Source organism: Agrobacterium tumefaciens (assembly GCF_031801495.1).
Lineage (GTDB): Bacteria > Pseudomonadota > Alphaproteobacteria > Rhizobiales > Rhizobiaceae > Agrobacterium > Agrobacterium tumefaciens_K.
The window spans coordinates 2,745,582-2,758,083 of sequence record NZ_JAOEGC010000002.1; the positions used below are offsets into that span (position 1 = coordinate 2,745,582).

At 57.9% G+C, this 12,502-nt stretch carries 10 protein-coding genes; 5 read left to right on the plus strand and 5 right to left on the minus strand.

Annotation, left to right across the window (positions count from 1 at the left end; translation table 11 throughout):
- Nucleotides 1-3: 3 nt before the first annotated feature.
- Nucleotides 4-600, minus strand: coding sequence for an imidazoleglycerol-phosphate dehydratase HisB (gene hisB, locus N7578_RS22560; protein WP_311112441.1), 597 nt, complete (start codon nt 598-600; stop codon nt 4-6).
- A 201-nt stretch (nt 601-801) separates the two neighbouring features.
- Here hisB and hslV point away from each other — a divergent pair, with 201 nt between their 5' ends.
- From hslV to N7578_RS22580, 4 genes are all read left to right on the plus strand, one after another.
- On the plus strand, nt 802-1,326 hold the full coding sequence (gene hslV / locus N7578_RS22565) for an ATP-dependent protease subunit HslV (protein WP_311112442.1): 525 nt from the start codon (nt 802-804) through the stop codon (nt 1,324-1,326).
- A gap of 88 nt (nt 1,327-1,414) precedes the next feature.
- Nucleotides 1,415-2,722 (plus strand): ATP-dependent protease ATPase subunit HslU, encoded by a 1,308-nt coding sequence (gene hslU / locus N7578_RS22570; RefSeq protein ID WP_311112443.1) that lies wholly within the window; start codon nt 1,415-1,417, stop codon nt 2,720-2,722.
- A gap of 194 nt (nt 2,723-2,916) precedes the next feature.
- Entirely contained in the window at nt 2,917-3,882 is a 966-nt protein-coding gene (locus tag N7578_RS22575) for a DUF1402 family protein (RefSeq protein WP_311112444.1), read from the plus strand.
- A 122-nt stretch (nt 3,883-4,004) separates the two neighbouring features.
- Nucleotides 4,005-6,173 carry a malate synthase G gene (locus tag N7578_RS22580; protein WP_311112445.1) on the plus strand — a complete coding sequence of 723 codons (2,169 nt, stop codon included), beginning with the start codon at nt 4,005-4,007 and terminating at the stop codon, nt 6,171-6,173.
- A 119-nt stretch (nt 6,174-6,292) separates the two neighbouring features.
- Here the strand turns inward: N7578_RS22580 and N7578_RS22585 are convergent, their stop codons facing one another.
- A complete protein-coding gene (locus N7578_RS22585; RefSeq protein WP_311112446.1) occupies nt 6,293-6,988 on the minus strand; it encodes a L,D-transpeptidase in 696 nt (231 codons plus the stop codon).
- A gap of 287 nt (nt 6,989-7,275) precedes the next feature.
- Here N7578_RS22585 and N7578_RS22590 point away from each other — a divergent pair, with 287 nt between their 5' ends.
- Entirely contained in the window at nt 7,276-7,761 is a 486-nt protein-coding gene (locus tag N7578_RS22590) for an MmcB family DNA repair protein (protein WP_311112447.1), read from the plus strand.
- 6 nt (nt 7,762-7,767) lie between these two features.
- Here N7578_RS22590 and N7578_RS22595 read toward each other — a convergent pair whose 3' ends face one another.
- The 3 genes from N7578_RS22595 to hrpB all read right to left on the minus strand — a co-directional run bounded on the left by N7578_RS22595 (nt 7,768) and on the right by hrpB (nt 12,250).
- Nucleotides 7,768-8,358, minus strand: coding sequence for an ActR/PrrA/RegA family redox response regulator transcription factor (locus tag N7578_RS22595; RefSeq protein ID WP_311112448.1), 591 nt, complete (start codon nt 8,356-8,358; stop codon nt 7,768-7,770).
- A gap of 72 nt (nt 8,359-8,430) precedes the next feature.
- The gene (locus tag N7578_RS22600; RefSeq protein ID WP_311112449.1) at nt 8,431-9,759 is read right to left on the minus strand and encodes an ActS/PrrB/RegB family redox-sensitive histidine kinase; all 1,329 of its coding nucleotides are present in this window, start codon (nt 9,757-9,759) and stop codon (nt 8,431-8,433) included.
- A 4-nt stretch (nt 9,760-9,763) separates the two neighbouring features.
- Nucleotides 9,764-12,250, minus strand: a complete 2,487-nt coding sequence (gene hrpB / locus N7578_RS22605) for an ATP-dependent helicase HrpB (protein WP_311112450.1) — start codon at nt 12,248-12,250, stop codon at nt 9,764-9,766.
- Nucleotides 12,251-12,502 lie beyond the last annotated feature (252 nt).

The following is a 12,502-nucleotide window of genomic DNA, read 5'->3' on the forward strand; positions in this document are numbered from 1 at the left end:
CGGTCAGGCCAGCATGCCCTTGGTAGAGGGAACGCGGCCTGCCTGCCGGGGATCGATCTCGGTTGCCGTGCGAAGAACACGGGCAACGGCCTTGAAGCATGTTTCGGCGATATGATGGTTGTTCGCGCCGTAATGGTTCAGGATATGCAGCGTGATGCCGGCATTCTGGGCAAGCGCCTGGAAGAACTCGCGCACCAGCTCGGTGTCGAAGCTGCCGATCTTTGGAGCAGAAAAATTCACGTTCCAGACGAGGAACGGACGCCCGGAAATATCGACGGCTGCCTTTGTCATGGTTTCGTCCATGGCGAGATCGAGCGAGGCGTAACGGGCAATACCGCGCCTGTCGCCCAGCGCCTTGGCAATGGCCTGGCCGATGGCGATGCCGGTGTCTTCGACGGTGTGGTGGTCATCGATATGCAGATCGCCTTTGACATCGATTTCCATATCGATCAGCGAATGGCGGCTGAGCTGCTCCAGCATATGGTCGAAAAATCCCACGCCGGTGGAAATTGTCGATTTGCCGGTGCCGTCGATATTCACGCTCACCGAAACCGAAGTCTCGTTGGTTTTGCGGGAAATCTCGCCTTTACGTTCTGCCATCTTGGCCGCTCCGTGAAAATGTTGCCGTTCCTTATCAGCACGGAACGCAAATATCCAGTTATTCCATCGTCTTGTCTAAGGCCGGAAACTGCGCGCGCTGGCGGGACGATTGCAATCACGAAAACCAGACTTACATAGATCCCGAAAGGGCCGGGATACGGCCCGCCAACCCCAGGCCCGGTATGGGCAGACAGGTGTTTGATGACAACTATTATTACAGTCAGAAAGGGCGGCAAGGTCGTTATGGCTGGCGATGGTCAGGTAAGCCTTGGCCAGACCGTCATGAAGGGAAATGCCCGCAAGGTTCGCCGCATCGGCAAAGGTGAGGTGATTGCCGGTTTCGCCGGTGCGACGGCGGATGCGTTCACGCTGCTGGATCGTCTCGAGAAGAAACTCGAACAATATCCGGGCCAGCTCATGCGCGCCGCCGTGGAACTCGCCAAGGACTGGCGCACCGACAAGTATCTGCGCAATCTGGAAGCCATGATGCTGGTTGCAGACAAGTCGACGACGCTTGCCATTACCGGCAATGGCGACGTGCTTGAACCGGAACATGGCGCAATAGCCATCGGCTCCGGCGGCAACTATGCCTTCGCCGCAGCCCGCGCCTTGATGGATACCGACAAGTCCGCCGAAGACGTGGCACGTCAGGCGCTGGATATCGCCGCCGATATCTGTGTTTATACCAACCATAACCTCGTCGTCGAAACGCTCGACGCCGAATAACGATTTTGTCTCACCCGATTTTCTCACCAATGGGTTCTGTGGACCGGGCCGTCATGGCCGGTCGGATCAGAAAAGCCGAGAGGATAGAATGACCACTTTTTCTCCCCGGGAAATCGTCTCGGAACTGGACCGCTACATTATCGGTCAGCACGACGCCAAGCGTGCGGTGGCAATTGCATTGCGCAACCGCTGGCGTCGCCAGCAGCTCGATGAGAGCCTGCGCGATGAGGTTATGCCTAAGAATATCCTGATGATCGGGCCGACCGGTGTCGGCAAGACGGAAATCTCCCGTCGCCTTGCCAAGCTGGCCGGTGCGCCGTTCATCAAGGTCGAAGCCACCAAATTCACCGAAGTCGGCTATGTCGGTCGTGACGTTGAGCAGATTGTCCGCGATCTGGTCGAAATTGGCATCGGCCTCGTGCGTGAAAAGAAGCGCGCCGAAGTTCAGGCCAAGGCGCACGCAAGTGCCGAGGAGCGTGTACTCGACGCTCTGGTCGGCTCGACGGCTTCTCCGGCGACGCGCGAAAACTTCCGCAAGAAGCTTCGCGATGGAGAGCTTGACGACAAGGAAATCGATATCGAGGTGGCGGATGCCGGCTCCGGGATGCCCGGTTTCGAAATTCCCGGCATGCCGGGCGCCAATATCGGCGTACTCAATCTGTCGGAAATGTTCGGCAAGGCCATGGGTGGACGCACGAAGAAGGTTCGCACGACCGTTTCCAAATCCTATGCCGATCTTATTCGCGACGAGTCCGACAAGTTGCTGGACAATGAAATGATCCAGCGCGAGGCGGTCAAGTCCGTGGAAAACGATGGGATCGTGTTCCTCGACGAAATCGACAAGATCGCTGCCCGTGACGGCGGCATGGGGGCCGGCGTTTCGCGCGAAGGCGTCCAGCGTGACCTGCTTCCGCTTGTCGAAGGCACGACGGTTTCGACCAAGTACGGCCCGGTGAAAACCGATCACGTCCTCTTCATTGCGTCCGGTGCCTTCCACGTCGCGAAACCTTCTGATCTTCTCCCGGAACTTCAGGGCCGTTTGCCGATCCGCGTCGAACTGAAGCCGCTGACGAAGGAAGATTTCCGCCGGATACTGACGGAAACCGAAGCGAGCCTGATCCGCCAGTACAAGGCGCTGATGGCGACGGAAGAACTCGATCTCGAATTTACCGATGACGCGATCGATGCTTTGGCCGATGTCGCCGTCCACCTCAACTCGTCGGTTGAGAACATCGGTGCGCGTCGACTGCAAACGGTTATGGAACGTGTTCTGGACGAGATTTCGTTCAATGCGCCTGATCGCGGTGGCTCGTCGGTGAAGATCGATCAGGAATATGTGCGCAAGCACGTCGGCGATCTGGCTGCCGACACTGACCTGTCGCGTTATATTCTCTGAATATGGCCACGAAATCATAAGAAGAGTGCGGCCATATTTGCCGCACTCTTTTATTTTATCAGCCTTGTCTCGCCTTCGCCCCGCAATTTGTTTATGGGAGAGGTTCCGCGTTCCGATTGGAACCGCTTTATGGACGCGGCCGGTATTTCCGAACCTTGTTTTCGACACGCCGGCCTGAGAAAAGGCATTCGCTCGTGCGTAAAACTCTTCTGGCAGTTGCCGTTGCTCTGACCTTTACGACTGTTTCGTCTTCGTTTGCCGAAGCCGCGACAATTGTGCCGCCTGGAAACCGCAATTCGGAACAGCCGGGGGTACCTGGAGCATCCGCCCGCCGGACGAAAGCCTCCAATACGTCTTTCGAGCGCAAATACCAGAAGGTCATCGAGCTTCTGTCCTCGGACAAGGCGCTGATCGGTAAAATCAAGACGACGGCCGGACGCTACGGTATCGATCCTATCCACATGATTGGCGCGATCGTCGGCGAGCACACCTATAACGTCGATGCCTATGATCGCCTGCAATCCTATTACGTCAAGGCGGCCTCCTATGCGGGCAACAGCTTCCGCTTCGGCTACAAGGACGAGTCGGTCGTGCAGTTCCTGACACATCCTCAATTTTCCAGGTGTCAGTCGAAAAAGGATTCCTACACCCTCTGGAGCTGCCGTGAAGATGTCTGGGAAGACAGCTTCCGTGGCAAGACCGTGGATGGTGTTTCTTATCCTGACAACCGTTTCAGCGCCGTGTTCTTTCAGCCCTTCTATGCCGGACAGACCTTCGGCCTTGGTCAGATCAACCCGCTGACGGCGCTCATGCTGACGGACATTGTGTCGAAGACATCCGGGTATGAAAAGCTGGACGAGAACGACGCCGCCGCCGTTTACACCGCGATCATGGATCCTGATCGTTCGCTGGCCTTCATGGCCGCTTCGATCCGCAAATCGATTGATGATTACAAGTCCATCGCCGATATGGACATCTCGAAGAACGCTGGACTTACCTCGACGCTTTATAATGTCGGTGGCTCACAGCAGCGCGCCGCCGCGCTCGCTCAGAAAAACCGCCAACGTGCGGCAGGTGGTGAGCAGCCGCTTTGGCCGGAAGAAAACTATTACGGCTGGCTGGTGAACGATCGCATCAACGATCTGCAGGCTCTCTTGTAAGAATAGGAGATTATCGTTCCCATTATTTCCAATATGGAAATAATATTTGGTCGCTTCCTGTGGTTGACTGTGCCCTCTCTCAATGTCCAATCTGGGACGCCATTGAACACGAGGAGGCGCATGTGAGCCGCACGGATAAATTCGGTCTTTCCATCGATAACAGGCTCTATGCTTTTCTCGTGGATGAGGTTCTGCCCGGCACGGGCATTGAAAGCGAAGCCTTTTTCGAGGGCTTTTCCGCAATCGTGCACGATCTCTCGCCGAAGAACCGGGCGCTTCTCTCAAAACGTGACGACCTGCAGGAGAAGCTCGACGAATGGTATCGCCAGAACGGTGCGCCGGTCGATTTCGATGCCTATGAAAACTTCCTGAAAGAAATAGGTTACCTGCTGCCGGAAGGCCCGGATTTCAGGGTGTCTACGGATAATGTCGACGCGGCGATTGCTGTTGTTGCCGGTCCGCAGCTTGTCGTTCCGGTCATGAATGCGCGTTATGCGTTGAATGCGGCCAATGCCCGCTGGGGTTCGCTTTATGACGCGCTTTACGGCACCGACGCGATTTCGGAAGACGACGGTGCGACAAAGGGGAGGGGATATAATCCAGCACGCGGGGCAAAGGTCATCGCGTGGGCGCGTAACTTCCTTGACGAATCTGCGCCGCTGGAAGCTGCAAGCTGGGCGGATGTCACGGGCTTCAGGATTGTCGATGGCGCTCTGCTGTTGACGGTTGGAGACAAGACGACAGGCCTGAAGGATATCTCCCAGTTTGCTGGCTTTGGCGGCGACATTGCCGCACCGTCATCGATCCTCCTAGGCAAGAATGGCCTGCATACTGAAATCGTCATCGACACATCGACCGAAATCGGTAAGTCCGACACCGCGGGTATTTCGGATGTCATCCTCGAATCGGCCCTGACCACGATCATGGACTGCGAGGACTCGGTGGCCGCCGTCGATGCCGAAGACAAGGTACTGGTCTACAGCAACTGGCTCGGCCTGATGCGTGGCGATCTGACGGAAGAAGTTTCGAAGGGCGGTAAGACGTTTATTCGCAAATTGAACCCGGATCGTTATTACACTGCGCCTGACGGCTCGGCGCTGACGTTGCATGGCCGGTCGCTGATGCTGGTCCGCAATGTCGGACACCTGATGACCAATCCGGCCATTCTGGACAAGGAAGGGCGGGAAGTTCCCGAAGGCATCATGGATGCCGTAGTGACGGGCCTGATCGCACTTTACGACGTTGGCCCATCCGGCCGTCGCCAGAATTCGCGTGCCGGTTCGATGTATGTCGTCAAGCCGAAAATGCATGGCCCCGAGGAAGTGGCCTTTGCCAATGAGATTTTCACTCGCGTTGAAAAACTTGTGGGCATGACGCCAAACACCATGAAGATGGGCATCATGGACGAGGAACGCCGCACGACGGTCAACCTCAAGGAATGTATCCGTGCGGCGAAAGATCGGGTGGTGTTCATCAACACCGGCTTCCTCGACCGCACCGGCGACGAGATGCATACTTCCATGGAAGCGGGTCCGATGATCCGCAAGGGCGACATGAAGCAGGCAGCGTGGATCGCGGCTTACGAAAACTGGAACGTCGATATCGGTCTGGAATGCGGCCTTGCTGGACATGCGCAAATCGGCAAGGGTATGTGGGCAATGCCGGACCTGATGGCGGCGATGCTGGAGCAGAAGATCGCTCATCCCAAGGCAGGCGCCAACACCGCCTGGGTGCCGTCGCCCACCGCTGCGACGCTGCATGCCACGCATTATCACAAGGTCGATGTCACAGCTGTTCAAGAGAGCCTGAAAAGCCGTGGGCGTGCAAAGCTCGCCGACATCCTCTCCGTGCCTGTCGCCACGCGCCCGAACTGGACGCCGGAAGAGATCCAACGCGAACTGGATAACAATGCGCAGGGCATTCTCGGTTATGTCGTTCGCTGGGTCGATCAGGGCGTGGGTTGCTCAAAGGTGCCGGACATTAACAATGTCGGCCTGATGGAAGACCGCGCCACCCTGCGCATCTCCGCGCAGCACATGGCAAACTGGCTTCGCCATGGCGTCGTGACGGAAGAGCAGATTGTCGACACCATGAAGCGCATGGCCGTGGTGGTGGATGGGCAGAATGCAGACGATCCGCTCTATATGCCGATGGCCCCCGATTTCGATGGCTCCATCGCGTTTCAGGCAGCGGTCGAGCTTGTACTGAAGGGCAGAGAGCAGCCGAACGGATACACCGAGCCGGTTCTGCATCGCCGCCGTCTGGAGCTGAAGGCCAGACAGGCTGTCTGATTGGCAGCGCAGGAAAGGCGGCGGGTTCTCCCGCCGTACACTTGCCAAGCAGCCAAATAAAAAAAGCCGCCGGGAATGTTCCAGGCGGCTTTTCTGTATTGCGTGGTTGCGATCCGCTATTACTGGATCACGATGACCTTCGTGTTGCGGCCCGGGCGGACGCGGCTGTAAAGGTCGATGACATCCTGGTTGATCATGCGGATGCAGCCCGACGAAGCGGCGGTGCCGATGGATGCCCACTCCGGCGACCCATGGATGCGGAACAGCGTGTCCTGACCCTTTTCATTGAAAAGGTACATTGCGCGTGCGCCAAGCGGATTGGTCAGGCCCGGGCCCATGCCGGCTTCGACGTACTTCGCAACTTCCGGCTTGCGGTCTGCCATTTCCTTCGGCGGATGCCACATCGGCCACTCCTGTTTCCAGGCGACATAGGCTTCACCGGCCCATGCAAAGCCCGCCTTGCCGACACCGATGCCGTAACGAACGGCGCGATTGCCAGGCATGACGTAATAGAGGAAGCGTTCGCGCGTGTTGACGATGACCGTGCCGGGCTTCTCGGGCGTCTGGAATTCCACGATCTGGCGGCGGAACTTTTCATTGACGCGATTGATCGGGATCGCAGGCAACGCATAGCCGGCATCGGTAACCGGTCCATAGACGTCGTTGAAGATCTGAACCGTTTCAACCTTTGCCGGAGCGACAGCAGGAGCGGCTGCGACAGGCTTGTCGGACGATTGGGAAGTGGTCTCGGCGCAGCCGGCAAGAGCCAGTACTGCCGTCAGACCAAGTGCGGTCAATGATGTACGGATGCGCATTTCGTTCTCGCGGAAAAATCGCCAAATTGTGCGAAAGAGTAGGCTGAATTAGATCATGCCGTTATTTTCCATTAAGCTGCGCTTGGCAAGCCGAAGTGCCGTGGCAACGCGGGCGCACATGTAAATTTGCCGGTTCATTGCCTTTTTGCAACAATAGGGCGCCGAGCGTCCTTCTAGATGCCCAAAGGAGGCTCTATATCTCCTGAAACCGAGCATCGCGCCTTACAGAAATTGGTTTATATTTTTACCATCGATGCCCAGCCCACATATCATCGAATGCGTTACCCATGACTATTCTTTCCGTAACCAGCAACAATCCGCTAATCGATGGCCGCCAGTCGGAAAAGGCCATGTTGGTCAGGCGCGGCGTGCAGAGAATGCTGCATGAGATGCGCCACGCCGTTCTGCCGGAATTGCCTTTGGCCAGTGGACGGCGGGCCGATCTCATCAGCCTTTCTGTCAAGGGCGAGATATGGATCATCGAGATAAAGTCTTCGATCGAGGATTTCCGGGTTGACCGCAAATGGCCGGACTACAGGCGGCATTGCGATCGCCTGTTCTTTGCGACGCATGCCGATGTCCCGCTCGATATTTTTCCCGAAGACTGTGGGCTCATCCTCTCGGATGGATATGGAGCCCATATGCTGCGCGAGGCGCCTGAACACAAGCTGCCGCCCGCCACACGAAAATCCCTGATGCTGGATTTTTCGAGAACTGCAGCCACTCGCCTGATGCTGGCGGAATGGACCACGGGCCGCAGCTTCGAGGAATGACTACCCTTATTTCGGTGCGCGTTTCGCCAAGATGCGTTGCAGGGTTCTGCGATGCATGTTGAGCCGGCGCGCCGTTTCCGAGACGTTCCGTTCGCACATCTCGTAGACCCGCTGGATATGCTCCCAGCGTACCCGGTCAGCGGACATCGGGTTTTCCGGAACCTCTGTCTTTTCGCCCTTACGCTGCGTCAGTGCATTGAACACGTCGTCGGCATCCGCAGGTTTGGCGAGATAATCGAGGGCGCCGAGTTTCACAGCGGTGACGGCGGTGGCGATGTTGCCGTAGCCTGTAAGCACGACGATCTGCGTATCATTCCTGCTTTGCCGTATGGCTTCGATCACTTCCAGCCCGTTGCCGTCTCCAAGACGAAGATCCACGACCGCGTATTTCGGAGGTGTAGCCTTTGATTTGGCGATGCCTTCGCTGACCGACTCGGCGGTGTCAACGTTAAAGCCACGCGTCTCCATCGCCCGGGCAAGCCGGCGAAGGAACGGGCCGTCGTCATCGACGATCAGCAGCGACTTGTCTGCGCCGATCGGATCGATGTCTTCGGTGATCGCCTTGTCGTTGGTAGGAAGTTGATCGTTTGTGTTCATGTTTCCGGCCTTCCGGCAACTTTCTGGTCGTGTTGTGTTCTTATCGCTGCTTCAAATCGGATGGTAAAGCGATCAATGGCTTTTATCGTCCATTAGGGCGCGAGGCCATACGATTGTGATGCGCGCACCACTTTCCGCCACGCCCCTGTTTTCGAAGGTGACGCTGGCGCCTGAACGCTCCAGCAGCGTTTTCGCGATAAAAAGGCCGAGACCCAACCCGCCCGCGCGAGCGTCGTTATGTCGTTCCGTCATGTAGGGTTCGCCGATACGGGCGAGAATATCATGGGCGTAACCTGGACCGTCGTCTTCAATGATGACGCTGACGGTCTGAGAATCATAGGCCGCCGTCACGGTGACTTTTGCGCGCGCGTAGTCCACGCCGTTTTCGATCAGGTTGCCAAGCCCGTAGATGATGCCGGCATTTCGGTTGCCGACAGGTTCATCGACGCGATTGTTTTTTTCAACCAGTTCCAGGTTGATGCCGAATTCCCGATAAGGCGCCATGACCTCTTCGATCAGCGAGGAAAGCGGCAGCCGGCGCATATGTTCCTCGCCGTCCGCAGAGAGCGACGTAAGGCGCCGCAAAATATCCCGGCATCTCTCGCTCTGGCTGCGTAGCAGGGCGATATCTTCGCCAAGTCGTTCGTCGTTCCCGAGTTCTCGCTCCATCTCCTTTGCAACAACGCTGATCGTTGCAAGCGGTGTGCCGAGCTCGTGAGCCGCTGCTGCGGCGAGGCCATCGAGCTGGGAGAGGTGCTTTTCGCGCTCCAGCACCAGCTCGGTTGCGGCAAGCGCGTCGGCAAGCTGGTTGGCCTCGTGCGAGACACGGTACGCGTAAAAAGCCGCAAAGCAGGTCGTGGCAATGATGGCGAACCATGTACCCACGTGCAGCAGAAGCTGTATCGGCAGAGTTTCTCCCGGATACCACGGAACCGGGAAGGGCGAAAATGCGATGGCTGTCGAGCATATCACCGCGAAGGCGAGCAGGATAAGCGAGTGCCGGAGCGGCTGCGAGGCAAATGCGATGATGACCTGCACGCAGATCAAAGGAGCGAAGGGGTTGGAAAGACCGCCGGTAATGTAGATCAGCGCTGTTAGCTGCAGCAGGTCGAAGGCAAGCAGCAGCGTCGCTTCCCATGGTTCCAGACGATAGGTGGGAGGAAAGCGCGCCGTCAGGAAAAGGTTCGCCAATACCAGTGCCGCGATCAGCAGGGAGCAGGCGAGTAACGGCAAGGGAAAATGTAATCCGAGTGCGACGAAGAGGATTGTCGCGCTTTGTCCCGCGACCGCCAGCCAGCGCAGCCAGACAATGGTTTGCAGCCTGATCCGACGGTTGGCACGGCCAAGCCGCGTGGTTTCTATCGCCTGGGCCGCCGTCTTGGCTTCTTTCACCGGTTTCATTTGCTCAGGTTCCGCGTGGTTTTGCACGATTGGTTGGTTGTGCCGATGCCGGATCTTCCGGCCAAGGGTGACGAGGATAGCGGCCACGCATATCGGCACGCACATCTTTCCACGATCCTGACCAGAAACCCGGAAGATCGCGCGTCGTCTGTATCGGTCGGTGTGCCGGCGAGGTCAACTCCAGAACGAGTGGCAAGCGGCCCTGCGCGATTGCTGGATGCGTCTTCAGACCAAACAGCTCCTGCACGCGAATGGAAAGCGTCGGTTCATTACCGTCATATCGTATCGGGTGCCGCTGTCCCGTCGGAGCCTCGAAATGCGTCGGTGCCAGCTTTGCCAGATCACGCACAACCTCATGTGGAACAAGTGAAAGCAGCCCTTCGGAAAGGCTGCCGGCGCGAATCTCCTGCAGGCTGCGTACGCCGCTCTGGAAGGGAACGAACCAGTCATCCAGTCGCAGGATCAGGGCGTCGTCACTGACGTCCGGCCATGGCTCCCCGATGCTGGCGTGAAGAAAACCGATCCTCTCTCGAAGCTGGTCGGCCTCTTTCGAAAAAGGCAGGATCGACAGGCCGAATTCGCAGACGCCATTGGCAAGCGCAAGTGCTGCCTGTTGTCCTTCCGGTCTTGGTAACGGCGTTTCATCAAGAACGATTGCGCCGAGACGCGTTGCACGGCGTGCCCGCACCTGACCGCTTGCCCTGTCGAACAGCAGCTGGTCCTGTGTTTCTATAAGATGTGGCATCTGTTCTTCGATATCGCTGCGCTCGATGGCCGCGGCCGAAAGGATCCGCGGCTGCGCAGCCCGCCCGGTAATGTCTGCCACCACCAGCATCCTGCTTGCCGCCAGCCGTTCCGTTTCGGAAAGCTCCGCACCACGACCGTTCGCCATCACATAGCGCCCGCGCCCGCCCCGCTGGAATGCGATCCTGTCTGGATAGGCGTGCAACAGCAGAGGGCCAACCTGAACCGTTGCGTCGGTCTTTGTCGCCTTGCCACTGATCGAATCGAGCAGGCGGCGTGCCAGCTTGCGGGCCGCCTCCGCGCGCTCGTTTCTGTCCCGCAGAAAGTGCCGCAGTCTTTCGTCTATATCGATCTCGTTACCGCCTAGCCCCTGCTCGGTCAGCATCACGGCAAGCATTGCGGCCTTTTCCCCTGCGCCTTCATTTGCAGCTGCAATCACCATCGCAGAGAGACGTGGGGGGAGAGACAGGTTGCGCATCAACCTTCCTTGTGCAGTCAGGTCACCCTGTTCATCGAGTGCACCGAGTTTTTTCAGAAGCGCGACCGATTCTTTCAGTGCGGTCTCCGGTGGCGCATCCATAAAGGCGAGGCTTGAGGGATCCTTGACACCCCAGTGCGCCAGATCGAGTGCCAAGCCGGAAAGGTCGCTCGCCAGAATCTGCGGTGGGGTGAAGGCGGGCAGGGCGGCTGTCTGCCCCTGATGCCATAAACGAATGGCAATCCCCGGCTCCGTTCGTCCGGCTCGCCCGGCGCGTTGATCAGCGGAAGCGCGCGAGACGCGAACCGTTTCCAGGCGTGTGATGCCCGTGGACGGTTCGAAGACCGGCAATCTCTGGAGACCACTGTCGATCACCACCCGCACACCGTCGATCGTGATGGAGGTTTCGGCGATGGATGTGGCAAGAACGATCTTGCGTCGGCTGCTCCCGGTCGGGCGGATCGCGGCGTCCTGCTCTTTTTGTGAGAGATTGCCGTAAAGCGGTATGACGTCGGTGTTCTCCGGAAAACGGTTCTCCAGCCTGGCGGCTGTCCGTGTGATTTCGGCCTGCCCGGGGAGGAAAGCAAGAATCGACCCTGTTTCTGCGGCGTGGGCCTCGATGATGGCTTTCGCAACCTTTTCGTCCGTCGGTGCGCCCTGCCAGCGGTCTTCATAACGGATGTCGATAGGAAAGGTACGTCCAAGGCTCTGGATGACGGGCGCGTTGGCCATGAGCTGACTGATGCGGTTGATATCGAGCGTAGCCGACATGACGAGAACCCGCAGATCGTCTCGCAGGCCTGCCTGGACATCAAGTGCGAGAGCCAGTCCGAAATCGCCATCCAGCGAACGTTCGTGAAATTCATCGAAAATCACGGTCGAAACACCGGAGAGTTCAGGATCATCGAGAACCATGCGTGCAAAGACGCCTTCGGTCACCACCTCTATGCGGGTTCGTGACGAGACGCGATTATCGAGCCTCATCCGGTAGCCGACGGTATCGCCGACACTCTCGCCCAGCAGCGCTGCCATGCGGCCCGCCGCTGCGCGCGCCGCGAGCCGGCGGGGCTCGAGAAGAATGATCTTGCCGTCGCCCCGCCAATCCTGTTTCAGCAGATTAAGAGGGACAAGGGTGGTTTTACCGGCGCCGGGTGGAGCGGACAGCACAGCGCGCTTTGCCTCCCCCAAAGCGCCGGCAATGTCCTTGAGCACCGCGCTGACGGGAAGTTCTGGCTGGCTCTCTTTGTTGAATACGGAAGCTTCTGTCATGGGAATATGTCTGCGGCGCTTATCTGTCTTTAAATTCGGAACGGTGTCCGGTCCTGTTTTAGTGCACTGCTCCTCTCTTTGACAGGCGAATTAGAACGCACCGAGCGGTAGGGCAGTCCGTTGAACATCGGCGGCCCCGGACATACCTTGGCTCTTACGCGGAAAAAGGGCCACAAATGGTTGCCCACCTGTCGAAAACCTGAAAACATCTTTTAATATCAATGTTCTGTGAGAAAGTGACAGTTTTTTGAA